This window comes from Pseudomonas sp. Q1 (assembly GCF_009935975.1).
Lineage (GTDB): Bacteria > Pseudomonadota > Gammaproteobacteria > Pseudomonadales > Pseudomonadaceae > Aquipseudomonas > Aquipseudomonas palleroniana.
Window position 1 is genome coordinate 180977 of the sequence record NZ_QODI01000006.1, and the last position, 25303, is coordinate 206279.

23 protein-coding genes are annotated in these 25303 nt (G+C 60.6%); 10 read left to right on the plus strand and 13 right to left on the minus strand.

Annotated features, from left to right (window positions below):
• Nucleotides 1-35 precede the first annotated feature (35 nt).
• Together betB and betI are read right to left on the minus strand one after the other, a co-directional pair.
• A complete protein-coding gene (gene betB / locus DK870_RS11620; protein WP_090368320.1) occupies nt 36-1508 on the minus strand; it encodes a betaine-aldehyde dehydrogenase in 1473 nt (490 codons plus the stop codon).
• A gap of 110 nt (nt 1509-1618) precedes the next feature.
• Nucleotides 1619-2212, minus strand: a complete 594-nt coding sequence (betI, locus tag DK870_RS11625; RefSeq protein ID WP_060753387.1) for a transcriptional regulator BetI — start codon at nt 2210-2212, stop codon at nt 1619-1621.
• A gap of 390 nt (nt 2213-2602) precedes the next feature.
• On the opposite strand from betI, the gene DK870_RS11630 reads away from it, so the two are divergent.
• Together DK870_RS11630 and DK870_RS29335 are read left to right on the plus strand one after the other, a co-directional pair.
• A complete protein-coding gene (locus tag DK870_RS11630) occupies nt 2603-4537 on the plus strand; it encodes a BCCT family transporter (RefSeq protein WP_235594017.1) in 1935 nt (644 codons plus the stop codon).
• 111 nt (nt 4538-4648) lie between these two features.
• Nucleotides 4649-4849: a hypothetical protein gene (locus DK870_RS29335; RefSeq protein WP_104994889.1), complete on the plus strand. Its 201-nt coding sequence runs from the start codon at nt 4649-4651 to the stop codon at nt 4847-4849.
• A 128-nt stretch (nt 4850-4977) separates the two neighbouring features.
• On the opposite strand, the gene choV is transcribed toward DK870_RS29335, so the two are convergent.
• The 3 genes from choV to DK870_RS11645 form a co-directional block, all read right to left on the minus strand.
• The gene (gene choV / locus DK870_RS11635; protein WP_104994887.1) at nt 4978-6156 is read right to left on the minus strand and encodes a choline ABC transporter ATP-binding protein; all 1179 of its coding nucleotides are present in this window, start codon (nt 6154-6156) and stop codon (nt 4978-4980) included.
• A complete protein-coding gene (choW, locus tag DK870_RS11640; RefSeq protein ID WP_017139374.1) occupies nt 6153-6998 on the minus strand; it encodes a choline ABC transporter permease subunit in 846 nt (281 codons plus the stop codon). Before choW ends, choV begins: the two co-directional genes overlap by 4 nt.
• A gap of 69 nt (nt 6999-7067) precedes the next feature.
• On the minus strand, nt 7068-8015 hold the full coding sequence (locus DK870_RS11645; protein WP_060753384.1) for a choline ABC transporter substrate-binding protein: 948 nt from the start codon (nt 8013-8015) through the stop codon (nt 7068-7070).
• A 415-nt stretch (nt 8016-8430) separates the two neighbouring features.
• On the opposite strand from DK870_RS11645, the gene DK870_RS11650 reads away from it, so the two are divergent.
• Both DK870_RS11650 and DK870_RS11655 read left to right on the plus strand, forming a co-directional pair.
• Complete coding sequence (locus tag DK870_RS11650; RefSeq protein WP_060753383.1) at nt 8431-9807, plus strand: L-serine ammonia-lyase; 1377 nt, start codon at nt 8431-8433, stop codon at nt 9805-9807.
• Between the two features lie 457 nt (nt 9808-10264).
• Complete coding sequence (locus DK870_RS11655) at nt 10265-11368, plus strand: GlxA family transcriptional regulator (RefSeq protein ID WP_060753382.1); 1104 nt, start codon at nt 10265-10267, stop codon at nt 11366-11368.
• A 128-nt stretch (nt 11369-11496) separates the two neighbouring features.
• Here the strand turns inward: DK870_RS11655 and DK870_RS11660 are convergent, their stop codons facing one another.
• The 6 genes from DK870_RS11660 to DK870_RS11685 form a co-directional block, all read right to left on the minus strand.
• Nucleotides 11497-11760, minus strand: a complete 264-nt coding sequence (locus tag DK870_RS11660) for a hypothetical protein (RefSeq protein WP_060753381.1) — start codon at nt 11758-11760, stop codon at nt 11497-11499.
• Between the two features lie 377 nt (nt 11761-12137).
• Nucleotides 12138-13298: a gamma-butyrobetaine dioxygenase gene (locus tag DK870_RS11665; RefSeq protein WP_161548683.1), complete on the minus strand. Its 1161-nt coding sequence runs from the start codon at nt 13296-13298 to the stop codon at nt 12138-12140.
• A 9-nt stretch (nt 13299-13307) separates the two neighbouring features.
• Nucleotides 13308-13787 carry a thioesterase family protein gene (locus DK870_RS11670; protein ID WP_104994884.1) on the minus strand — a complete coding sequence of 160 codons (480 nt, stop codon included), beginning with the start codon at nt 13785-13787 and terminating at the stop codon, nt 13308-13310.
• A gap of 14 nt (nt 13788-13801) precedes the next feature.
• Nucleotides 13802-14767, minus strand: a complete 966-nt coding sequence (locus DK870_RS11675; RefSeq protein WP_161548684.1) for an L-carnitine dehydrogenase — start codon at nt 14765-14767, stop codon at nt 13802-13804.
• Between the two features lie 125 nt (nt 14768-14892).
• Nucleotides 14893-15780, minus strand: a complete 888-nt coding sequence (locus DK870_RS11680; protein ID WP_060753377.1) for a 3-keto-5-aminohexanoate cleavage protein — start codon at nt 15778-15780, stop codon at nt 14893-14895.
• Nucleotides 15781-15867: 87 nt separating this feature from the next.
• Nucleotides 15868-16812, minus strand: coding sequence for a choline ABC transporter substrate-binding protein (locus DK870_RS11685; protein ID WP_161548685.1), 945 nt, complete (start codon nt 16810-16812; stop codon nt 15868-15870).
• Nucleotides 16813-17006: 194 nt separating this feature from the next.
• Here DK870_RS11685 and DK870_RS11690 point away from each other — a divergent pair, with 194 nt between their 5' ends.
• Nucleotides 17007-17951, plus strand: coding sequence for a GlxA family transcriptional regulator (locus DK870_RS11690; RefSeq protein WP_060753676.1), 945 nt, complete (start codon nt 17007-17009; stop codon nt 17949-17951).
• A 68-nt stretch (nt 17952-18019) separates the two neighbouring features.
• Complete coding sequence (locus DK870_RS11695; RefSeq protein ID WP_060753375.1) at nt 18020-19198, plus strand: hypothetical protein; 1179 nt, start codon at nt 18020-18022, stop codon at nt 19196-19198.
• Between the two features lie 112 nt (nt 19199-19310).
• On the opposite strand, the gene DK870_RS11700 is transcribed toward DK870_RS11695, so the two are convergent.
• Nucleotides 19311-19727, minus strand: a complete 417-nt coding sequence (locus tag DK870_RS11700) for a DUF3010 family protein (RefSeq protein ID WP_161548686.1) — start codon at nt 19725-19727, stop codon at nt 19311-19313.
• Nucleotides 19728-19914: 187 nt separating this feature from the next.
• Here DK870_RS11700 and DK870_RS11705 point away from each other — a divergent pair, with 187 nt between their 5' ends.
• Nucleotides 19915-20877: a tyrosinase family protein gene (locus DK870_RS11705; RefSeq protein WP_161548687.1), complete on the plus strand. Its 963-nt coding sequence runs from the start codon at nt 19915-19917 to the stop codon at nt 20875-20877.
• Between the two features lie 40 nt (nt 20878-20917).
• Here DK870_RS11705 and DK870_RS11710 read toward each other — a convergent pair whose 3' ends face one another.
• A complete protein-coding gene (locus DK870_RS11710) occupies nt 20918-21319 on the minus strand; it encodes a lysozyme inhibitor LprI family protein (protein ID WP_060753373.1) in 402 nt (133 codons plus the stop codon).
• Nucleotides 21320-21537: 218 nt separating this feature from the next.
• Between DK870_RS11710 and DK870_RS11715 the strand changes: the two genes are divergently transcribed.
• The 3 genes from DK870_RS11715 (at nt 21538) to dgcA (ending at nt 25199) form a co-directional block, all read left to right on the plus strand.
• Nucleotides 21538-22515 (plus strand): dipeptidase, encoded by a 978-nt coding sequence (locus tag DK870_RS11715; protein WP_060753372.1) that lies wholly within the window; start codon nt 21538-21540, stop codon nt 22513-22515.
• Between the two features lie 77 nt (nt 22516-22592).
• Nucleotides 22593-23123 carry a DUF5943 domain-containing protein gene (locus DK870_RS11720; RefSeq protein WP_027606002.1) on the plus strand — a complete coding sequence of 177 codons (531 nt, stop codon included), beginning with the start codon at nt 22593-22595 and terminating at the stop codon, nt 23121-23123.
• A 15-nt stretch (nt 23124-23138) separates the two neighbouring features.
• Entirely contained in the window at nt 23139-25199 is a 2061-nt protein-coding gene (dgcA, locus tag DK870_RS11725) for a dimethylglycine demethylation protein DgcA (protein WP_060753371.1), read from the plus strand.
• The last annotated feature ends 104 nt before the right edge of the window (nt 25200-25303 follow it).

Consider the following 25303-nt stretch of genomic DNA (forward strand, 5'->3'; position numbering starts at 1 on the left):
ATGGCGGCCTCAAAGGCAACACAAGTCTCGGGTTGTCAGAACACCGAGACGTAGTCGCCCAGCTCAACCTGTACCGATTTGATGCGGGTGAAGTTGTTCAGCGAGCTGATGCCGTTCTCACGACCCACACCGGATTGCTTGTAGCCACCGACCGGCATCTTCGCGTCGGATTCGCCCCAGGCGTTGATCCAGCAGATGCCCGCTTCCAACTGATGAATCACACGGTGGGCGCGGTTCAGGTCTTTGGTGACCAGGCCGGCAGCCAGGCCGAAGTCGGTGTCGTTGGCGCGGCGGATCACTTCTTCTTCGGTTTCGTAGGTGAGGATGCTCATCACCGGGCCGAAGATTTCTTCGCGCACGATAGTCATGTCGTCGGTGCAGTCGGTGAACACGGTCGGGGCCACGAAGGCGCCTTTGGCGAATTCGCCGTCAGTCAGGCGGTCGCCGCCGCACAGCAGGCGGGCGCCTTCTTCCTTGCCTTTGGCGATGTAGCCCAGCACGCTTTCCATGTGCGCAAAGCTGACCAGCGGGCCGAAGTTGGTGTTGTCGTCTTGCGGGTTGCCCACGCGAATGCGCGCGACACGCTCGACGATCTTGGCTTCGAACGCCGCTTGCAGGTGCTTGGGCACGAACACGCGAGTGCCGTTGGTGCAGACCTGGCCGGAGCTGTAGAAGTTGGCCATCATCGCAGTGTCGGCGGCGCGGTCGAGGTCGGCGTCGTCGAAGATGATCAGCGGCGACTTGCCGCCCAATTCCATGGTCACGTCTTTGAGCGAAGAGCTCGAAGCGCTGGCCATGACTTTCTTGCCGGTGTCGGTGCCGCCGGTGAACGAGACTTTCTCGATGCGCGGGTGCTCGGTCAGCCAGGTGCCGACTTCACGGCCGCTGCCGGTCAGCACGTTGAACACGCCCGCCGGAACGCCGGCTTCGGTGTAGATCTCGGCCAGTTTCAGGGTGGTCAGCGAAGTGACTTCGCTTGGCTTGAAGATCATCGCGTTACCCGCAGCCAGGGCAGGTGCGGATTTCCACAGGGCGATCTGGATCGGGTAGTTCCACGCGCCGATACCGGCCACTACGCCCAGCGGCTCGCGGCGGGTGTAGACGAACGCCGTGTCGCGCAGCGGGATTTGCTCGCCTTCGATGGCCGGTACCAGGCCCGCGTAGTATTCCAGCACATCGGCACCGGTGACGATGTCGACGTATTTGGTTTCGGACAAGGCTTTACCGGTGTCCAGGGTTTCCAGCTCGGCCAACTCGTCGTTGCGCTCGCGCAGGATGTCGACGGCACGACGCAGGATGCGCGAGCGTTCCATGGCGGTCATGGCAGCCCAGATCTTCTGGCCTTTTTCGGCGCTGACCACGGCGCGTTCAACGTCTTCTTTCGTTGCACGTTGCACTTTGGCGAGAACTTCACCGTTAGCCGGGTTGATGGCTTCGAAGGTGGCATCGCTGCCAGCGTCGGTGTAGCCGCCGTCAATGTAGAGTTTTTGCAATTCGAAACGGGCCATAAAGTCCTCGCAAGTGCATAAGTGGTTGGCGTTAACCTCCAAGCAGTGAGCCACAAGGTGCTGGCGGCACTGATCGGAAGCGGTTCAGGGGTTGAGCGGTTATGTGTGCTCTAACTCACCTGCTTGGCCAATTGGAAATCCATGTATTCGTACGCGATCCGTTGCGCCTGCTCCGTGTCGAAAGCGTCTCCCGACAGGGCGCCGCGCAACCACAAACCGTCGATCAGGGCCGCCAGGCCTCGGGCTGCTTTGCGTGCACGCGGCAGCGGCAGCACTCGGCGAAACTGGCAGCACAGGTTGGAATACAGACGTTGATCGTTGATCCGCTGCAACCTGTGCAATGACGGGTGGTGCATGCTGGCGGCCCAGAAGGCCAACCAGGTTTTCATTGCCGGGCCGTTGACCTGGCTGGCGTCGAAGTTGCCTTCGATGATCACCTGAAGGTGCGCCCGTGGGCTGTCATCCTTCAGGGCACGTCTGCGTTCGTGGACGTTCTCGATCAGCGCATTCATCAAGTACCGCATCGTTGCGGCGATCAGGCCGTTCTTGTCCTGAAAGTAGTGACTGATGATGCCGTTCGAAACGCCGGCCAAACGGGCGATCAACGCAATGCTGGCATCCCCCATTCCGACCTGATCGATGGCCGTCAACGTGGCTTCGATCAACTGCTGGCGGCGTATGGGTTGCATACCGACCTTGGGCATGTAGCACCTCTCGTTAGGCCTGCGGCGGACGTCAGACGTCCGTCGGCTTGAAGGCCAGTCTATTTTGTTTTGATTGAACGTTCAATCAACAAAGAATAAGATCTGCGACAAATGGTCGCTGCCTACAGATATTTCCTACCTGCGAGCCGCGACATCTGACACCTGCAAAAACCCTTGAAACAGGCCGTGACAGGGCTTGGCCACTGCTTCGGCGGGGTACAAGAATTTTCGGGGTGTCTTTATAACACCCGTCCGTCGACTGCCGAAAAATCGATGTCCCGGGATAACCGTTGCCTTGTGTTTCTCTTTCGCACTGCCCGGAGCATCTGCGCCATGAGTTCTGCCTCTCTTATAAAGACCCCACCGGAAAAGGTGCGGGTCAACGGTTGGGTGTTCTACACCTCTACCGTGCTGATTCTTTTGCTGACTGCCATTCTGATCATCGCCCCGCAGGAGGCCGGGCGCATGCTCGGCGTAGCCCAGGCGTGGCTTTCCAAAAGCTTCGGCTGGTACTACATGGTCGTCATCGCCGCCTACCTGGTGTTTGTGGTGGGGCTGGCGTTTTCGTCCTACGGCAAGTTGAAACTGGGCAGCAAGGACGACACCCCGGACTTCAGCTACGGCGCCTGGGCCGGCATGTTGTTCTCGTCGGGCATCGGTATCTCGCTGTTGTACTTCGGCGCCTCGGAGCCGTTGGACCACTACTTCAACCCGCCCGAAGGCGCCGCTGCCAGCAACAGTGCGGCGCGCCAGGCACTGCAACTGACGTTCCTGCACTGGGGCCTGCATGGCTGGGCGATCTACGCGCTGGTCGGCTTGGCCGTGGCGTACTTTGCGTACCGGCATAACCAGCCGCTGGCCTTGCGTTCGGCCTTGTATCCGCTGGTGGGCGAGCGTTGGGTGAAAGGTGCGGCCGGCCACGCGGTGGACGGTTTCGGCATGTTCGTGACCCTGCTGGGCCTGGTGACGAACCTGGGGATTGGTGCGATGCAGGTGTCGTCCGGCCTGGAAAACCTGTTCGGCATGGAACACAACAACACCAACCTGTTGATCGTGATCATCGTGATGAGCACGGTGGCGACCATTGCGGCGGTGTCGGGTGTGGAGAACGGTATTCGCCGCTTGTCGAACCTCAACATCATGCTGTTCAGCGGCCTGCTGATCTTTGTGTTGTTGTTCGGCCCGACCCTGCACCTGCTCAACGGTTTCGTGCAGAACATCGGCGACTACATGAACGGCCTGGTGCTGAAAACCTTCGACCTGTACGTGTATGAGGGCGACGCCGACAAGACCGAGCGCTGGATGGGCCTGTGGACCCTGTTCTACTGGGCCTGGTGGATTTCCTGGGCGCCATTCGTGGGTATGTTCATCGCGCGTATTTCCCGTGGTCGCACCGTGCGTGAGCTGGTGGCCGGCGTGTTGTTGATTCCGCTGGGCTTTACCCTGGCGTGGTTGTCGATCTTCGGTAACTCGGCCCTGGACCTGGTGCTCAACCACGGCGCGGTGGAGTTGGGCAAGACGGCGCTGGAACAGCCGTCCATGGCCATCTACCAACTGCTTGAACATTACCCGGCGTCGAAAGTCGTCATCGGTGTGTCGATCTTTGTGGGCTTTGTGCTGTTCCTGACCCCGGCGGATTCCGGCGCGGTGATGATGGCCAACCTTTCCTGCAAAGGCGGCAACGTGGACGAAGATGCGCCGCACTGGCTGCGTATCTTCTGGTCGGCGGTGATTACCCTGGTGACCATCGGCTTGCTGTTTGCCGGTAACTTCGAAGCCATGCAAACCATGGTGGTGCTGGCGGGGCTGCCGTTCTCGGTGGTGCTGGTGTTCTTCATGTTCGGTTTGCACAAGGCCATGCGCCAGGATGTGGCCATCGAACAGGAGCAGGCGCAATTGGCCGAACGTGGCCGTCGTGGTTTCAGCGAGCGTTTGACGGCACTGGACCTGCAACCGAGCCAGGGCACCGTGCAACGCTTCATGGACAAGCATGTGACGCCTGCGCTGGAAGAAGCGGCGACGGCGCTGCGCGATCAGGGGCTGGAAGTGCAGACCTTGTTGGGCAAGTCCAAGCGCTGCATCGGTGTGCGTATCGAGATGGCGGAGGGCAATCCGTTTGTCTATGAAGTGAGCCTGGATGCTTACTCGTCGGCACCGAGCGACCTGCCCGAGGAAGAGCGCACGCGTTACTACCGGGCTGAGGTCTACCTGCACAACGGGCCTCAGGAATACGACCTGATGGGCTTCACTCAGGAGCAGATCACCCGGGATGTGCTCGACCAGTTTGAAAGCCATCGGCAACTCCTTGGCCGTGTCTACAGCTAGCCGCTGAATGCTCGTTCCCACGCTTCGCGTGGGAATGCATCCTGTGATGCTCCGCGTCACGGCTTTTAAGAGCAGACGCAGAGCGTCGATGGCTACATTCCCACGCAGAGCGTGGGAACGATCAGATGGTGGAGGGCAGCACCGAGCGACCTGCCCGAGGAAGAGCGCACGCGTTACTACCGGGCTGAGGTGTACCTGCACAACGGGCCTCAGGAATACGACCTGATGGGGTTCACCCAGGAGCAGATCACTCGGGATGTGCTCGACCAGTTTGAAAGCCATCGGCAACTCCTTGGCCGTGTCTACAGCTAGCCGCTGAATGCTCGTTCCCACGCTCCGCGTGGGAATGTAGCCATGGACGCTCCGCGTCTGCTCTTGAAGGCGTGACGCGGAGCGTCACAGGATGCATTCCCACGCAGAGCGTGGGAACGATCATGTTGCTAGCCCAGGTTTTTGCCCAGGAGGGCGTGGTAGAGCTCACTGTCGCCCAGAATCCCCACCACCTGGTTGTTGTCATGCAACACCAGTTTGTTGCCGGTCTGATAACGAATCTGCAGCGCATCACGCATGCCGATGTTCGAATCCACCAGTGTCGGCACCCGCGCCAGACCTTCCACTGCTTGTCCCGGCGCCCAGTTCTGCAGGTTCATGGCCACGCCATTCTGACGTGCGCCCTTGATGGTGTTGCCTTCGGCCAGGTCCAGCCAGGAATCACCGCCCGGGTCCAGGCACACTGAACCGTTGATACGCTTGCAGTTGTCCAGGGTGCGCATCAGGCTGCGGCCGCACAGTACGTTCAGCGGGTTGGTATGGGCGACGAATGTGCGCACATAGTCATCCGCCGGGTTCAGCACGATCTCTTCCGGCACGCTGTACTGGATGATTTTGCCGTCTTTCATGATTGCGATACGGCTGCCCAGCTTGAGCGCCTCGTCCAGGTCGTGGCTGACGAACACGATGGTCTTGCTCAGCTTGCGTTGCAGTTCCAGCAGTTCATCCTGCAGCCCCTGGCGAATCAACGGGTCGAGGGCGGAGAACGGTTCGTCCATCAGCAGGATGTCGGCGTCCATGGCCAGCGCGCGGGCCAGGCCGACGCGTTGCTGCATGCCACCGGACAGCTCGTCAGGCTTCTTGTTGCGCCATTGGCTCAGGCCCACCAGTTCGAGCTTGTCGTCGACCAGCTTGCGGCGGTCTTTTTCCGGGCGACCCTGCATCTCAAGGCCGAAGCTGATGTTCTCGCGCACCGTCAGCCAGGGCATCAGCGCGAACTTCTGGAACACCATGGCGATGCGCTTGGTGCGCATCATTTTCAGCTCGGCAGGCGTGCAGGACGCGATATCGATCTGGCGCCCTTCATGTTCCACGAACAGTTGGCCACGGCTGACGGTGTTGAGGCCATTGATGCAGCGCAGCAAGCTCGACTTACCTGAGCCCGACAGGCCCATCAGTACGCAGATCTCGCCTTTCTCGATGTCCAGGCTGGCTTTTTCAACGCCGACAATCTGCCCGGTCTTTTTCAGGATCTCGTTACGGCTCATGCCCTGGTCCAGCAGCTTGAGCGCTTCGCGTGGGTCTTTGGAGAAGATCACGTCGACATTGTCGAATCGGATAATGCTCATGCATCACCCCCTACTTTAGCGTCGGGTTGTTTGCAGATGCGGTCGAGCATGATGGCTAGCAATACGATCGCCAGGCCCGCTTCAAAGCCCAGGGCGATGTCGGCGGTATTCAGCGCGTTGACCACCGGCTTGCCGAGGCCGTCGGCGCCTACCAGGGCCGCGATCACCACCATCGACAGCGACAGCATGATGCATTGGGTAATGCCGGCGGCAATGCTCGGCATGGCGTGGGGCAGTTCAATGCGTGAGAGCAACTGACGGCGCGAGCAGCCAAAGGCCTTGCCTGCGTCCATCAACTCTTGCGGTACATCGCGGATACCCAGGTAGGTCAGGCGGATAGGCGCGGCAATCGCGAACACCACCGTGGAGATCAAACCGGGCACCACACCCAGCCCGAAGAGGGTCAGGGTCGGGATGAGGTAGACGAAGGTCGGCACGGTCTGCATCAGATCGAGTACCGGCCGCATCATGGTGTAGAACAGCGGCTTGTGCGCGGCAACAATGCCCAGCGGCACGCCGATGACCACGCAGACCAGGGTGGCGAACAACACCTGCGCGAGGGTTTCCATGGTTTCCTGCCAGTACCCCAGGTTCAGGATCAGCAGGAAGGAGGCGATGACAAAAACGGTCAGGCCCCATTTGCGTTGAATAAAGTGAGCGAGTAGCGCAATCAGACCGATCAATGCCAGCGGATTGAACCAGGTCAGCGCAAACGTCACGCCGTGGATCATCGTTTCCAGTGTCGATGCGATTGCGTCGAAATAGTTGGCGCCATGTTTGGTCAACCATTCGACGAAGGCAGCGATGTACTGGCCTAGTGGGATTTTCTGTTCAGTCAGCATGGTAGTGAATGTCCACATGCGAAGGGGAAAACATCCCGGGCCAGCGCACCGGCCCGGGGTCAGCGGTGACTACTTGGCGAGATAAGCTTTTACGGCCTCCAGGCCTGGTTTGCCGTCCACGGTGGTTACGCCGGCAAGCCAGGTTTCAAGCACTTGCGGGTTCTTCTGCAGCCAGGCTTTCGCCGCGGCGTCGGGCTTCATTTTGTCGTCCAGGACGTTGCCCATCAGCGAGCTTTCCATGTTCAGCGTGAACGACAGGTTCTTCAGCAACTGACCCACGTTGCTGCATTCCTGGGTGTAGCCCTTGCGGGTGTTGGTATAGATAGTGGCCTGGCCGTAGTTGGGGCCGAATGAGTCATCACCCCCGGTCAGGTACTTGATCTTGAAGCGGGTGTTCATCGGGTGGGGTTCCCAGCCGAGGAACACGATGGGCTGGCCGCGCTTGGTGGCGCGTTCAACCTGGGAAAGCATCCCGGCTTCGCTGGACTCCACGACCTTGAAGCCCGCGTCTTTCAAACCAAACTGGTTCTTGTCGATCAGGGTCTGAATGGTGCGGTTGCCGTCGTTGCCCGGTTCGATGCCGTAGATCTTGCCACCCAGCTCATCCTTGAATTTGGCGATGTCGGCGAAGTCTTTCAGGCCCTTGTTGTACAGCTCTTCGGGCACCGCCAGGGTGTACTTGGCGTTTTCCAGGTTGGCACGTACGGTTTCCACGGTGCCGGCATCACGGTACTGCTTGATGTCGTTTTCCATGGTCGGCATCCAGTTGCCGAGGAAGACGTCCATGTTCTTGCCGTCAGCCAGGGACTTGTAGGTCACTGGTACCGAAATCATCGTGGTGCGCGGCTTGTAGCCCAGGCCCTTGAGGATTTCGCTGGTGGTCGCGGTCGTGACGGTGATGTCGGTCCAGCCGACATCGGAGAAGTTGACGGTCTGACATTGGGCCGGTTCTGCAGCGTGCGCCAGGACTGGCAGACTCAGCATGGCGGCCAACAACAACGAGGGTGAAGCTTTCATGGGGCTAGACTCCTGTGTTTTTTCTGACGGCATTCGCCGCGCTTTATAAGGGTTGCGGTTGGAGCGTGCTTTGAGGCGGCGCCACGGGGCCTTGCAAACGAGTCGAGACTGATCATGTACCAGTGAAAATCTGACGCCTACAGGGCGCGTCGTATCCAGTACAGGGAGGGTCGTATCCAGTGTCGGTGACGTCGCTTACAGATTTTTTAAGCCTCAAATCCAGGGTTTCCGGCGATCTGCACCGCAAAAAACGGCCAAAATGGCCCGTTGCCCGGGGGCGACGCTGGTGAGCATGGGTACGTCGGTGTGAGACGCCGTGGGCGGCAAAAAAAGCTTGATGATGCCGCCATTCAGGCGACTTGAGCGTAGCAGCTCCTGGTCGCCCGGCCTGTGCTCATCAAGAGGTTCCACGGCAATGGCTATCAGCGTTTTCGACTTGTTCAAGATCGGTATCGGGCCTTCGAGTTCGCACACCGTCGGCCCCATGCGCGCCGCGGCGTTGTTTGTTCAAGCACTGCGTGAGCGCGACCTGCTGGAGCAGGTGCGGCGCGTCGAGGTTCAACTATACGGTTCATTGTCGGCCACCGGTATCGGCCACGGCAGCGACACCGCCACCATCATGGGGTTGATGGGCGAATGGCCTGACGCAATCGACCCGTCGCAAATCGGTGTGCGCATCCATACCCTGCGCGAAACCGACACCCTGTTGCTCGACGGACGCCTGCCGGTGCCTTTCATCTGGGCTCGCGATATGCGCCTGCTCGACGAAAACCTGCCGTTCCATCCCAACGCCATGACGTTGGTGGTGTTCGGCGATGACGGTGAGCTGTACCGCGACACCTACTATTCGGTCGGTGGCGGTTTTGTGGTGGACGAAGCCCAGGCGCAAAGCGGTGTCGCCGACATGGACCGCACCGAGCTGCCGTATGATTTTTCCAGCGCGGTGGAGCTCTTGCAGTTGTGCAAGAGCCATAACTTGCGTGTGGCCGAGTTGATGATGGCCAATGAAAGGGTCTGGCGCTCCGAAGAGGAAATCCGCAGTGGCCTGATGAAGCTTTGGCGTGCCATGCAAGACTGCGTGGAGCAGGGCCTCAAGCACGAAGGTATCTTGCCCGGCGGCCTCAACGTGCGCCGCCGCGCTGCCAAGTTGCACCGCAGTTTGCAAGAGCTGAACAAGCCCAATGTGATCGGTTCGACCTTGAGCGCCATGGAGTGGGTCAACCTGTTCGCCCTGGCGGTCAACGAAGAAAACGCCGCCGGTGGGCGCATGGTCACCGCACCCACCAACGGCGCGGCAGGGATCATCCCGGCGGTGCTGCACTATTTTATGAAGTTCAGCGAAGACGTCACCGAAGCCAACGTGGTCGACTATTTGCTCGGCGCGGCGGCGGTAGGGATTCTGTGTAAAAAGAACGCATCGATCTCCGGTGCCGAAGTCGGCTGCCAGGGCGAAGTCGGCTCGGCCTGTGCGATGGCCGCCGCCGGGTTGGCCGAAATCCTGGGCGCCACGCCGGAACAGTTATGCAACGCGGCCGAAATTGGCCTGGAACATAACCTCGGCCTGACCTGCGACCCGGTGGGCGGGCTGGTCCAGGTGCCGTGCATCGAGCGCAATGCGATTGCGGCAGTGAAAGCGATCAACGCGGCACAAATGGCGCTGCGCGGGGATGGCCAGCACTTTATCTCGCTGGATCGGGTGATCCGCACCATGCGCGACACCGGCGCCGATATGCATGACAAGTACAAAGAAACATCGCGGGGTGGGTTGGCGGTCAGCGCGGTTGAGTGCTGAGACCGTGTCGCCTGTATCGGGGGCTTGCCCCCGATAGCAATCACCCAGGCGCCACTGCTCATAAAGTGAACACCCGGACCAAAAGCGCCACCTTTTAGAGCGTCGCAAATAGATAAGTAGCTTGCGAACGATTTGCCGCTTGACCACTGGTCATCCGTGCTTGCGGTGACAGACTTTCCCTACGCCCCCAAAGCGCCTTCCCACAAGTGCTACCGTTCTGCTCACAGCCCTTGAGTAGGGCCGTTCCTACGTCTATTTCAGGTCATATCCCGCGCATACCGCGCGGGCTTATATAGACGCGTCATCAGGTCGTTTTCAGGAGTTATTGAATGGCCATTCAATTTTAGGCACGGCATTTGCTCTACCCATTCAAAGCCTCTCGCCTTGCCGGATGAAGAGCGCAATAACAAGAGCCTCGCCTGAGGCCATCACCCGCTTTGTGTGAGGAGATACTGCGATGACGTCGTTCAACTCCGGGGCTCAACCCCAGAACCGCGCGCCTCAATCCATCGGCTTTTTGCTGCTGGACAATTTCACGCTGATTTCCCTGGCTTCAGCAGTGGAACCACTGCGTATGGCCAACCAGCTGTCCGGCCGCGAGCTGTATCGCTGGACGACCCTGAGTGTCGACGGAAACCAGGTGTGGGCCAGCGACGGTCTGCAAATCACCCCTGACGCCGCCATGCACAAAGCCCCGGCCCTGGACACGGTGATCGTGTGCGGTGGCGTGGGTATCCAGCGTACCGTGACCCGTGAGCACGTGTCTTGGCTGCAGAGCCAGGCGCGCCAGTCCCGTCGCCTCGGCGCGGTGTGCACCGGCAGTTGGGCACTGGCCTGCGCCGGTCTGCTCGACGGTTTCGATTGCAGCGTGCACTGGGAATGCCTGGCGTCGATGCAGGAAGCCTTCCCTCGCGTGTCGATGAGCACCCGTTTGTTCACCCTCGACCGTAACCGCTTCACCAGCTCCGGCGGTACCGCACCGCTGGACATGATGCTGCACCTGATCAGCCGCGATCACGGCCGTGAGTTGTCGGCCGCGATCTCCGAAATGTTTGTGTATGAACGCATCCGCAACGAACAGGACCACCAGCGTGTGCCGCTCAAGCACATGCTCGGCACCAACCAGCCGAAGCTGCAGGAAATCGTCGCGCTGATGGAGGCCAACCTCGAAGAGCCGATCGACCTGGATGAACTGGCGGTGTACGTGGCCGTATCGCGTCGCCAGCTGGAGCGCCTGTTCCAGAAATACCTGCACTGCTCGCCGTCGCGCTACTACCTCAAGCTGCGCCTGATCCGTGCGCGACAGCTGCTCAAGCAAACGCCGATGTCGATCATCGAAGTGGCGTCGGTGTGCGGGTTCGTCTCCACGCCGCACTTCTCCAAGTGCTATCGCGAATACTTCGGCATTCCGCCACGGGATGAGCGTGTGGGCTCCAACACCACCCAGCAGGTGGCGATGATGCCGATTCCGCAGGCGCTGGTATTGTCACCGTTGTCGGGGCCGATGTCGGCGTTGAGCCAGGCTCGGAATGAGTCGACTTTTGCCAGTGTAAGGCTCTAGTCCGAGGTGCTGCTATCGGGAGCAAGCCCCCTCCCACATTTGACCGCATTCACACATCTGAATGTGTAAGCACAGTCAGTGTGGGAGGGGCGGTGCGACGATTCGACTTGCTCCCGATCAGCGGCGCCTCAGGCGCCGGAGTTCTGCTTGAACTGCATCAGAGCCGGTAACAGCTGCTTGTCGATCGCCTGGCGAACGGCCGGCAGAATCGTCGCGCTGCCGGTGTACATCTGCTCCACCATGCCCTTGAGTGCCTTGGCCCGCGCCGGGCTCAAGCCGCGTACTGCGCACTCGCAGGCTTGCTCGGCGGTGGCACCGCTGGATACTTCAAAACCCAGCGAGCGCAGGTGGCCCAGCAGGTCATCCTGGTCAATCAAATCCGCGTGCATCATGACATTCATCCTGGTGTAGAGAGCGGGGGTCGATTGGGATTCTGGTAGGCCAACGACCGGTCGGCAAGGGCAGAATCCACGAATGACTCAGATGGCTATGGACAGGTCGTTTTCGGGCCATTTGCTGATTGAAGGAATAGGCACACTGGGCACCAGGCACACACCTTGAAGGTTTGGTCACCCTCGGGATGTCACGCTCACACCAAGCGCTCTGCCCCGATCCAGTCACGGCTGGACCGGGGCTTTTTTTGTCTGGAATCTGGAGTGACTGCGCCGGCTTCTTCGCGAGCAAGCCAGCTCCCACACTTGATTGCATTCCAAAGGCGGAACTCGGTCAAATGTGGGAGCGGGCTTGCTCGCGAAGGCCGCGCTGCGGTCTACCGCTGCAACACCAGAATCCTGGAGAGCAACTCATCCCGGTCGATGTAGCACCCCTGGAAATGCCGCGCTCCGGACCCAGGGTCAAAAGCATTGCGCGCATGCAGGGTGCGGCGGTTGTCGAAGCACCACAGCTCCCCCGGATTCAGGCGCTTTACCAGGCGAAAACGCGCCTCGCGCGTCATGCCGATAAAGCGTCGATACGCGCGATACAGCAACGGCATCCGGGCGACGCTGGTCTCGAACGGGCCACGCAAAAAGTTGGCCATGCGGATCTCCGCCACATCACCCATGGCATCCAGTGCAATGATCGGCGCCAGGCGGCGATAGTCGCTGTGACGGTCCTTGTTGCGAAACTCCACCGGGATTTCACACAGTGCCTGGAACGCTTCGGGATCCTCCTGACGCAAGGCGCTGGCGATGGCGAACCCATCGACAAAGATGCTCTCGCCGCCGTTGGCATCGTTCACCAGGCAATGCAGCAATTGCAGCCCCGGTTGCAGCTCCCGCGTAGGTAAATCGCTGTGCAGCGGCAGGTTGAAAGCCGTGTAGGCATTGCTGTCGGCATCGGCTTTGGATTGCACGTTGAACAGCACGCCAAAGTTACTCTCGCGGATAAACGCAATACGCCTGGCGACCAGCGCGAGGGAGCCGGGCTCGGTGGGGACGCCGCGGATTTGGGTGAGGCCGCCATCGCGCAGGGCCAGCAGCCATTGCAGCAGCGCGTTGGCGTCTTCCATGACTGCCGAATAGTCGAAAACCGGTAACTGCAACTGACTGTCCCATAGCCGGGGCTTGGGTTTTGCCGCACGCCGTTCAGCACGGGATTCATCGTCATAGGCGTGAGCCCGCAGCCAGCCGGGATCGTACCGGCTGTGGTGGCCGCCGCTCCATTCCACGCTCAGGTTGCCTTGATCGATGCGCGTAAAGGTCGCACTGAGGTCGGCATCCACATCGACGATCTCAAGCACCTGCTCGCGGGTCACGCTGTACACGCATTCCGGGCACGGGCAGTTGTCCCGCAGCCACTGATGATGAAACGGGCTGACCCGCCCATCGGCCCAATGCACAAGGAGCTGATCGGCCTGCACCTGCACCTGCGCGAGGTCGCAGATCTTCGGGTAGGTACGGAAATCGGCAACAGCGGCGGCGGTTTGCATGGCGGCTCCTTATGGTTTCTTGGGTGGCAATCCAATCACTCGGCCGAGCAGGGCAGGGCGCGGCAGGTCGGCCTGTTCGGCCAGGATGGCGGCGAGTTTTTCCAGCGTGGCCTCGGTGAACGGCGTCGCACTCGGCCCCGCCAGATCGACGTGCAACAGCATCTGTTCGTTGCCCGCCAGCTCCTTCGCATCGCCCACCCCATGCAGGCTGTGATAGAGATGCAGGCGCTTGGCGTCATGCGCGATCAGTTGGGTGTGCACTTGCACCTGGGCACCGAGTTTCACTTCGTGCAGGTAGTTCAGGTGCAGCTCCAGGGTGAACAGCGAATGGCCGCTGGCTTCGCGGTTTTCGCAGGTCAAGCCCAGGGTGTCCATCAGCGCGTCGGTGGCGTAGCTGAAGATCAGCAGGTAGAACGCGTCGCGCAGGTGGCCGTTGTAGTCCACCCAGTCGGGGTGGACCTGGGTGGTGTAGGTGGTCAGTGCGGGCATGTCAGGGTTTCCCGTTATTCGGCGAAAGTCATGCCGTGCTTGGTTTTGGTGGTTTTCACCGCTTCCAGCACCGCCAGCAGGCAGTCATCACGATAGCGCTCCAGCGCCGAAATGCTGTGTTTGCCCAGTTGATCGCTGGTGCCATCGACCACGTCGTCGATCAGCTTGTCGGTCAGTACCGGCGCCGGCAGGTAGGTCCACGGCAATTGCAGCGCCGGGCCGAACTGCGCCATGAAATGCCGCATCCCGGCATCGCCGCCCGCCAGGGTGTAGGTGAGGAAGGTGCCCATGAACGACCAGCGCAGGCCCGCGCCAAAGCGGATGGCGTCGTCGATCTCGCCGGTGGTGGCCACGCCGTCATTGACCAGGTGCAGCGCCTCACGCCACAGCGCTTCGAGCAGGCGGTCGGCGATAAACCCGGGGACTTCCTTGCGCACGTGCAAGGGGCGCATGCCGAGGGACTCATACACCTTGATGGCCGCTTGAATCGCTTGCGGCGCGGTGTTCTTGCCGCCAACGACTTCTACCAGCGGCAACAGGTAAACCGGGTTGAACGGGTGACCGACCACGCACCGCTCAGGGTGGGTCGAGCCCTCGTAGAACTCACTTGGCAACAGGCCGGACGTGCTCGAACCAATCAACGCATTCGGCTTGGCCGCCGCGCTGATCTTGCTGTGCAACTCCAGCTTCAATTCCAGCCGTTCCGGCGCGCTTTCCTGGATGAAGTCGGCGTCTTTAACGCACTCTTCAATGGTGGCAACAAAGCGCAGGCGGTCCTGCGACGCACCCGGTGCCAGGCCCTGTTTCTCCAGGGCGCCCCAGGCATTGGCGACGCGCTTGCGCAGGGCGGCTTCGGCCCCGGGCGCCGGGTCCCAGGCGACCACATCCAGGCCGTGGGCAAGGGCGCGGGACACCCAGCCGCTGCCGATGACGCCACTGCCGAGGGCGGCGAAGGTTTTGATTTCAGTGATAAAGCTCATTGGCGACGTCCTAAAGAATTGGGTGATCCATGTGGGAGGGGGCTTGCTCCCGATTGCGGTGGGTCTGTTGCCAGGTTCGTTGACTGACTTACCGCCATCGGGAGCAAGCCCCCTCCCACAGTTGATTAGTGGCGTTTGGCAAGGCCCATTTTTGCCCGACCTTCGGCCGGGGTCAGAACCCGTGCGCCCAGGCGGCTGAGGATTTCACCGGCGCGTTCCACCAGTTGGCCATTGGTGGCGAGCACACCTTTGTCCAGCCACAAGTTGTCTTCCAGGCCAACCCGTACGTTGCCGCCCAGCAGCACCGCTTGCGCCGCCATTGGCATTTGCATGCGGCCGATGCCGAAGCCGGCCCACACCGCATCGGCCGGCAGGTTGTCGACCATGGCTTTCATGGTGGTGGTATCGGCCGGTGCGCCCCATGGGATGCCCAGGCACAGTTGAAACAGCGGGTTGTCGAGCAGGCCCTCTTTGATCATCTGCTTGGCGAACCACAGGTGGCCGGTGTCGAAGATTTCCAGTTCGGCCTTGACGCCCAGCTCCTGGATGCGTTTGGCGCCTGCACGCAGTTGCGCCGGAGTGGACACGTAAATAGTGTCGCCATCGCCAAAGTTCAGGGTGCCGCAGTCCAGGGTGCAGATTTCCGGCAGCAGCTCTTCCACGTGGGCCAGGCGGGTCAGCGGGCCGACCAGGTCAGTGTTGGGGCCGAAGTCCATCGGGCTTTCGCCGCCGCCGATTTCCAGGTCGCCGCCCATGCCGGCGGTGAGGTTGACGATGATGTCGATGTCGGCCTCACGGATCCGCTCCATCACTTCGCGGTACAGGGCGACGTCGCGGCTGAACTTGCCGGTTTGCGGGTCACGCACGTGGCAGTGCACCACGGTCGCGCCGGCCTTGGCGGCTTCAACGGCCGCGGCGGCGATTTGTTTGGGGGTGACCGGCACGTGCGGGCTTTTGGCGGTCGTGTCGCCAGCACCGGTGAGTGCGCAGGTGATGATGACGTCGTGGTTCATGAGGCGGTTCCTTACAGGCGTGATTTCAAGGGCGTGGCGATGCCGCTCGCGGTCGGAAGTGACCGCGAAACGGTGTTCGAAACAGGTTTACTTACTGGTCAATTGCAGGTTCGCCGCCGCCGGCTTGCCGTCGAAGGTGGTGACACCTTCCAGCCAGCGCGCCTGGTCTTGCGGGTGGTCCTTGAGCCACTGCTTGGCGGACTCGATGGGGTCCTTGTGATCCAGCAACGGCTGCATCATTCGGCTCTCGTCGGCGGCGGTGAAGGTCAGGTTGGTCAGCAGTTTGTGAACGTTGGGGCACTGTTCGGCGTAGTTGGGTGAAGTCACGCTCCACACCGTGGCCATGCCTTCGTTCGGGCCGAGGGCGTCGTCGCTGCCGGTGAGGTAGGTCATGGCGACGTTGACGTTCATCGGGTGCGGCGCCCAGCCGAAGAACACCACAGCCTCCTTGCGGCGTACCGCCCGGTCGACGGCGGCGAGCATGCCGGCCTCGCTGGATTCCACCAGCTGGAATTTACCCAGGCCGAACTGGTTCTTGGCAATCATGGCTTTGATCTGGGTATTGGCCCCCGAGCCTGGCTCGATGCCGTAGATCTTGCCGCCCAGCTCTTTCTCGAACTTGGCGATGTCGGCGAAGGTTTTCAGGCCCTTGTCCGCCAGGTAAGTCGGTACGGCGAGGGTGGCGCGGGCATCTTCCAGGCTGGGCTTTTCGAGCACCTTGACTTGCTTGGCGTCGACGAATGGGGTGATGGTCTGGGTCATCAGCGGGTTCCAGTACCCCAGGAACAGGTCCAGGCGCTGGTCGCGGATACCGGCGAAGATGATTTGCTGGGAGGCGCTGGTTTGTTTGGTCTTGTAGCCGAGGCCGTCGAGCAGCACTTGGGTCATGGCGCTGGTGGCGATTACGTCGGTCCAGTTCACCACGCCCATGCGCACGTTCTGGCAAGACGCCGCGTCGGCAGCCAGTACGTTCGTGCTCAAGATGGCGCTGGCGCTGAGTGCAAGCACACAGCGGCTGATCAGTCGGTTCATGGTGGATCCCTCGGCAGGTCGTTATTGTGGGGTTCCGGCGTCTTCGTGCGCCGTGAGGCCAAGTTACGCAAGCCAGGGGGCGGCAAAGCGCACGGCGGCGACCAGCTCTTGCACTGCAGCGACCTGCCCCCTTGAATCCGTGCATGAACGGGAGTATCACAGTGCCACGCTGCCCGTATGACGAGTGCGCCACCATGTCCCAGGATTTCTACTTTTTGCTGATGCCGGGTTTCTCGGCCATTGGCTTTATCTCCGCGCTGGAACCGCTGCGGGTGGCCAACCGTTTTCGGGGCGAGCTGTACCGCTGGCACGTATTGAGTGCCGATGGCGGCGCGGTGCTGGCCAGCAATGGCATGTCGGTGAATGCCGACGCCGCGCTGGAACCCCTGAAAAAAGGCGCGACGTTGCTGGTGGTCGCCGGCTTTGAACCGTTGCAGTTCGCCACGCCGGCACTGGAGCACTGGCTGCGCCGTCTCGACCACGACGGCGTGACTCTCGGGGCCATCGATACCGGTGCCTGCGTGCTCGCTGAAGCAGGCCTGCTCGACGGCTACCGCCTGACCCTGCACTGGGAGGCCATCGACGCCTTCAAGGAATCGTATCCACACTTGAGCGTGACCCAGGAACTGTTCGAGATCGACCGGCGCCGCATTACCTGCGCCGGAGGCACGGCCTCCATCGACCTGATGCTCGACCTGATCGCCCAGGCCCACGGCCCTGACCTGGCGATCCAGGTGTCCGAACAGTTCGTGCTCGGCCGTATCCGCCCACGCAAAGACCACCAGCGCATGCAGATCGCCACGCGTTATGGCATCAACAACAAGAAGTTGGTGCACGTGATCGGCGAGATGGAGCAGCATACTGAGCCGCCGCTGAGCACCCTGGCCTTGGCCGACGCGATCAAGGTGACCCGGCGGCAGTTGGAGCGGCTGTTTCGCCTGCACTTGAATGATACGCCGAGCAATTTCTACCTCGGCCTGCGCCTGGAAAAGGCCCGGCAGCTGTTGCGTCAGAGCGGTATGAGTGTGTTGGAGGTAAGCATTGCCTGCGGGTTTGAGTCGCCGTCGTATTTCACCCGCAGCTACCGTGCGCGGTTTGCGAAATGTCCACGGGAGGATCGGCGACGGGAGGCGGTTTGACGGGCAATTATAGTTAATTATACTCAAGGCTATAATTTATAGTTGAATCCATAATTGGGTATAAAAGCATGTCCAAGAACAGCGGCTTTGTGTTTCGCCGTCCCGCCCTGGCAAGCAGCATCGCCGACGGACTGGTGGGGGTGGGGATTCAGGACTTCACGTCGGGGCTGTTTCTCGCGGCCCCTCGACGCACCGGAAAAAGTACGTTCTTGCGCGAAGACCTGATCCCGGAGTGTCAGTTGCGGGGTTGGCTGGCCGTCTACGTCGATCTGTGGGCCGACAAGGAGAAAGACCCTGCGCAGTTGATCGCCAGCGCTATTGCGGCGGCCCTGGCGCCCTACGAAAAAGGCATCCGTAAACTGGCCAAGAACATTGGCATCGAGAAACTGAGCTTTCTGCGTACCCTGTCCTGGGACTTTACCCAGCCACAACTGCCTGCCGGTGCGACGCTGACCCAGGCCCTGGAATTGCTCCACAGCGCCGCAGAAAAACCCGTCGTGCTGGTGATCGACGAGGCGCAGCACGCGCTGACCAGTGAGTCGGGCCTCAACGCGATGTTCGCGTTGAAGGCCGCCCGGGATCAGCTCAACCAGGGCCGTGACGAGGAGGGCAGCGGTTTGCTCCTGGTGTTCACCGGTTCCAACCGCGACAAGCTGGCCCATTTAGTGTTGGGCAAGAGCCAACCGTTTTTCGGGTCGAGCATCACGCCGTTTCCGCTGCTGGGTAAAGAGTTCACCCAGGCGTACACCGCACACCTCAATGCGCACCTGGCCCAGACCAACCAATTCAATGCTGCTGATATTGATGAAGCCTTCGAGCTGGTAGGCCGGCGCCCCGAGATGCTGCGCACGATTATCGGTGAAGTGGCACTGGAGTTGGGCGCGGCGAGCAATCTGGGCCAACTGCTGCACAGTCGCGCCGAATTGCTGCGCGCCGGTGTGTGGAGCGAATTTGAAAGCGCCTGGAACGCCCTGACCCTCCCGCAGCGCGCGGTGCTGCAGGTGATGGTGGAGCGTTTGCAAAGCAATGAACCCTTTGCACCCTTTACCGACACCACGATTACCGCGGTCAGCAAGACGTTGGAGGCGATGGGCAGCGATGTGGTGCCGGGCACCCAGACGATTCAGGCCTGCATCGATGCCCTGCGCGACAAGGAACTGGTGTGGAAGTCGAGCCGGGGCGGCTATGCGCTGGAAGACAAAACGTTTGGCGATTGGCTGCAGCACAGGAGTCGTACAGCCAACTAGAGACAACGCAGGGTAGATGTGGGAGGGGGCCTGCTCCCGATAGCGGTGGGGCAGCTACAGATGTAGTGACTGACAGTTCGCTATCGGGAGCAAGCCCCCTCCCACATGGGGTTTATTTCTTGAGCAGTGCCGCGCACGCCGCCTTGTAGGCTTCATGCTGGTATTTGTTCAGCGTCGCCGGCAGGTCGAAAGTGTGCTTCTTGTTCTGCGCATTGAGGGTCTGTGGCGACAGCAGCGTCACCTCGGCCCCGTCCAGCAACTGAAACACCCCTTCGATCTTGAACGTGGTCGGGCCGCCGGCAAATTCACCTTTCTTGCTGCGTTTCTTGATGGCGATGCGCGTGATGGCGTTTTCCCGCACAAAGGCCTGCACCTGGGCGGCGAACGCCTTGACGTTGGCTGCCTCCTCATCGTCTTCAAGCGCGATTTTCTTGGTCGCCAAGGGGATGTGGCTCAGCGCCTGGTTGTCCAGGGAGGCGACGGCGATGATGGCTTCGCTGCCTTTGATTTCGATGCCGCAGATAGTCATGGGCTGGCCTTTCAGGAGGGAACGGGAAGTATGGATGGTATCAACCTTCCCCGACCATTCGTCAGGGAATGGAGTGAACCTGTTAGTTCTGACAGTAGATGCCAGGGAGAGTCTCGCTTAGATTCGTGGCAACGGTCCTTCTTCGGTTTGAGGGCTGAAACAGCGTCTTCCGACAAGGAGTTGCGCCATGAATATCCGCAAGGAAATCCGATCACTGACCGGTCCGCAACGGCTGGAGTTCATCAACACGCTGTTGGCACTCAAGCGTAACGGCGGTTATGACAAGTACGTTCATTGGCACCACGCTGTCATGATGCCAACGGTGCATCCCTATGAGCCCCAAGACCCGGACTACCGTAATGGCGCTCACTTGGGGCCAGCGTTCTTGCCCTGGCATCGTGAAATGCTGATGCAGTTGGAAGGCGACCTGCGAGCGATCACGTCCGGAATAACACTGCCTTACTGGGACTGGACTCAGGATGCGGCAGACCCCAAGAACTCGCCGGTATGGAGCCAGAGCCTGATGGGCGGTGACGGTGACCCGGCAGATGAGTTCAGGGTGCAAGACGGGCCCTTTGCACACAAATATCAGAGTTGGCCGGTGCCGCCCTATCCGGAAGATGGCTTGCCGGGGCCGGGCTTGAAGCGTCAGTTTTCACAGCTAGTCGATTCCCTGCCGACGCCAGCGGATTTACAGATGGCCATGCGAGAAGGTCTTTATGACGAGCCAAACTACAATGCGAGTCCCTTCAACCGAGGTTTCCGCAACCGGCTTGAAGGTTGGATTACCCAGAAGGGCGATCCGCAAGTGACAACGCCTGGCTCTCAATTGCATAACCGGGTTCACCTGTGGATCGGCGGTAACATGTTGGCGATGACCTCACCTGAAGACCCGGTGTTCTTTCTGCACCATTGTTTTATCGACAAGGTCTGGGCGGATTGGCAGGCCCAGATGCTGTTGGATAAACCGAGCTTGGCGCCGCATTACGCACCGATGCAGGACGGCCCACCGGGGCACAATTACGATGATGTGATCAAACCCTGGACCCGACGCATCCAAGATGTCATGGATATCAAGGTGCTGGGCTATGAGTACGCGCCTCAGAGTAACGTAAGCAAAAGTCCGTTCAAGTCACCCTTCGAAGCTTGAAAGTGGCAACACTCCTGCGCCCTGGTCGCAGGAGTGGCTTTTATTCCTGCCCGATCGACTCCAAAAACTCCGACCGCTCATCACTCATGCGCGCCAGGCAATCATTGTGTTGGATGGCGTAGTCCTTGGTGCCCGCCACTGCCGGGAAAGTGTCCACCGCGCAATCGGCGTCACGCAGCTTTTCCCATTTCTGCTGGGCGTCCTTCAGACGAGCGGTAATGTCGGCGAGCTGCGTCTTGTTGCTGCCATAGGTCGAACCCATGCGTTCGAGCAGGCCCTGGTAGTTATCCTTGAGCAATTGCTCGGCGGTGGTTTTGTTGAAAGTGGCGCATTCCAGGGTTTGTTTGTCGTTTTCGATGCCATCGCACGGCGTGTTGTCGGTGTCTTCAGCCGCGTGGGCGGTGGTTGCGATGAGTGCCAAAGCCAGGAAAATCGATTTCATTGCGCCGTCTCATATCAAGTAATGGCCGAATTCTGGCTCAAGCGTAAGACAAAGAACAGCCACCAGTCAGGCCTGTCTTAACAGCCTTTGTCGCGGATTGACGCTTTCGGCAATTCCCCTGTCGTTTTTGCACCCGGTTCCGTCGGCCCCTGGGCATATGCTGGCCCAAAGCGCCGGCAGACGATTCGGCGCATGAATCGCCAATAAGGGGACGCCTGATGAGCCCAGCCGAATTGCACGCCGACAGCATCGTTATCGACGGGCTGATTATTGCCAAGTGGAATCGCGACCTGTTCGAGGACATGCGCAAAGGCGGCCTCACCGCCGCCAACTGCACCGTGTCGGTGTGGGAAGGCTTCCAGGCCACTATCAATAACATCGTGGCCAGCCAGACCCTGATCCGTGAGAACAGTGACCTGGTGATCCCGGTGAAAACCACTGCCGATATCCGTCGCGCCAAAGAGCTGGGCAAGACCGGCATCATCTTCGGCTTCCAGAACGCCCATGCGTTCGAAGACCAGCTTGGCTATGTCGAGATCTTCAAGCAGCTCGGCGTGGGCGTCGTGCAGATGTGCTACAACACCCAGAACCTGGTCGGCACCGGCTGCTACGAGCGTGACGGCGGCCTGTCGGGCTTTGGCCGTGAGATTGTCGGCGAGATGAACCGCGTCGGCATCATGTGCGACCTGTCCCACGTGGGCTCCAAGACCTCCGAAGAAGTCATTCTCGAATCGAAAAAGCCGGTGTGCTACTCCCACTGCCTGCCATCGGGTCTCAAAGAGCACCCGCGCAATAAGTCCGATGAAGAGCTGAAGTTCATCGCCGACCACGGCGGTTTTGTCGGTGTAACCATGTTCGCGCCGTTCCTGGCCAAGGGCATCGATTCGACCATCGACGACTACGCCGAAGCCATCGAGTACACCATGAATATCGTTGGTGAAGACGCCATCGGCATCGGCACCGACTTCACCCAGGGCCATGGCCAGGATTTCTTCGAAATGCTGACCCATGACAAGGGCTACGCCCGCCGCCTGACCAACTTCGGCAAGATCATCAACCCGCTGGGCATCCGTACCGTGGGCGAGTTCCCCAACCTCACCGAGACCCTGCTCAAGCGCGGTCACCCTGAGCGTGTGGTGCGCAAGATCATGGGCGAAAACTGGGTCAACGTTCTCAAGGACGTCTGGGGCGAATAAGCCACCGCCCACGCATTTTTCCCCCGGCCATCCGTGCCGGGGGAGCATCCAAACGAATTTTCTGGAGTTAAGTTTCCATGGCCAAGATCGCCCCGCAATTGCCAATCGAAGTCGACAGCGAGACCGGTGTCTGGACCTCCGACGCCCTGCCGATGCTGTATGTGCCGCGCCATTTCTTCGTCAACAACCACATGGGTATCGAAGAAGTACTGGGCGCCGAAGCCTATGCCGAGATCCTCTACAAGGCCGGCTACAAATCCGCTTGGCACTGGTGTGAAAAAGAAGCCGAATGCCACGGCCTGGAGGGCGTCGCGGTGTTCGAGCATTACATGAAGCGCCTGTCGCAACGTGGCTGGGGCCTGTTCAAGATCCAGGACATCGACCTCGACAAAGGCACCGCCAGCGTCAAGCTCGAACACTCCGCTTTCGTCTACGTGTATGGCAAGGTCGGACGCAAGGTCGACTACATGTTCACCGGCTGGTTTGCCGGCGCCATGGACCAGATCCTGCAGGCGCGTGGCAGCCAGATTCGCACTGTGGCCGAGCAAGTCTACGGAGGCTCCGAAGAGGGCCACGATGACGGCTTGTTCACCGTCAAGCCGTTGTAAGCCGAGGACCGTGCCATGGCTTTCGAAGCAATGTTCCAGCCGATCCAGATCGGCAAACTGACTATCCGCAACCGCGTGCTCAGTACCGCCCACGCCGAGGTGTATGCCACCGATGGCGGGATGACCACTGACCGCTATGTGAAGTACTACGAAGAGAAAGCCAAGGGCGGTATCGGCCTGGCGATCTGCGGCGGCTCCTCGGTGGTGGCCATCGACAGCCCGCAGGAATGGTGGAGCTCGGTGAACCTGTCCACCGACCGCATCATCCCGCACTTCCAGAACCTGGCCGACGCCATGCACAAGCATGGCGCCAAGATCATGATCCAGATTACCCACATGGGTCGTCGCTCGCGCTGGGACGGCTTCAACTGGCCGACCCTGATGTCGCCGTCCGGCGTGCGTGAGCCGGTGCACCGCGCCACCTGCAAGACCATCGAGCCGGAAGAAATCTGGCGCGTGATCGGCAACTACGCCCAGGCTGCGCGTCGGGCCAAGGCCGGTGGCCTGGACGGGGTAGAACTGTCCGCCGTGCACCAGCACATGATCGACCAGTTCTGGAGCCCACGGGTCAACAAGCGTACCGACGAATGGGGCGGCACCTTCGAAGGCCGCATGAAGTTCGGCCTGGAAGTGTTGAAAGCCGTGCGTGCCGAAGTGGGTGACGACTTCTGCGTGGGCATGCGCCTGTGCGGCGACGAGTTCCACCCGGATGGCTTGTCCCACGAAGACATGAAACAGATCGCCAAGTATTACGACGACACCGGCATGCTCGATTTCATCGGCGTGGTGGGTTCAGGCTGCGACACCCATAACACCCTGGCCAACGTGATCCCCAACATGAGCTACCCGCCGGAGCCGTTTTTGCACCTGGCCGCCGGTATCAAGGAAGTGGTCAAGGTTCCGGTGCTGCACGCGCAGAACATCAAGGACCCGAACCAGGCCACGCGCATTCTGGAAGGCGGCTATGTGGACATGGTCGGCATGACCCGTGCGCACATCGCCGACCCGCACCTGATCGCCAAGATCAAGATGGGCCAGATCGACCAGATCAAGCAGTGCGTGGGCGCCAACTACTGCATCGACCGTCAGTACCAGGGCCTGGACGTGCTGTGCATCCAGAACGCCGCGACTTCCCGTGAGTACATGGGCGTGCCGCACATCATCGAGAAGTCCACCGGGCCCAAGCGCAAAGTCGTGGTGGTCGGTGCCGGCCCTGCCGGGATGGAAGCGGCGCGGGTGGCCGCCGAACGTGGCCACGACGTGACCCTGTTCGAGAAAAAAGAATTCATCGGCGGGCAAATCACCACGGCCTCCAAGGCACCGCAGCGTGACCAGATTGCCGGTATCACCCGCTGGTACCAACTGGAACTGGCGCGCTTGAAAGTCGACCTGCGCCTGGGTGTGGCGGCCGATGCCGATACCATTCTCGACCTGCGCCCCGATGTGGTGGTGCTGGCGGTGGGCGGGCAGCCGAATGTGGAGCAGAACGAACACTGGGGCGCCGCCGAAGGTTTGGTCGTGAGCAGCTGGGATGTGCTCGACGGCAAAGTCGCACCGGGCAAGAACGTGTTGGTCTACGACACCATCTGCGAGTTCACCGGTATGTCGGTGGCGGATTTCCTTGCGGACAAAGGCAGCCAGGTCGAGATCGTCACCGACGACATCAAGCCGGGCGTGGCCATTGGCGGTACGTCGTTCCCGACCTACTACCGCAGCATGTACCCCAAGGAAGTGATCATGACCGGCGACATGATGCTGGAAAAGGTCTACCGCGAGGGCGACAAGCTGGTGGCGGTGCTGGAGAACGAATACACCGGCGCCAAAGAGGAGCGGGTGGTCGACCAGGTGGTGGTGGAGAACGGCGTGCGTCCGGACGAAGCCATCTACTACGCGCTCAAGGAAGGCTCGCGCAACAAGGGCCAGATCGACGTCGAAGCCTTATTCGCGATCAAGCCGCAGCCATGCCTGAGCGAGTCGGGCGAGGGGTACTTGCTGTTCCGCATTGGTGACTGTGTGGCCCAGCGTAATACCCACGCTGCGATCTATGACGCCCTGCGCTTGTGCAAGGATTTCTGACCCGACACCGAACCAATGTGGACTCGGTCTGAATGTGGGAGGGGGCTTGCTCCCGATAGCGGTGGGTCAGCTACAGATGTATCGACTGACAGTCCGCCTTCGGG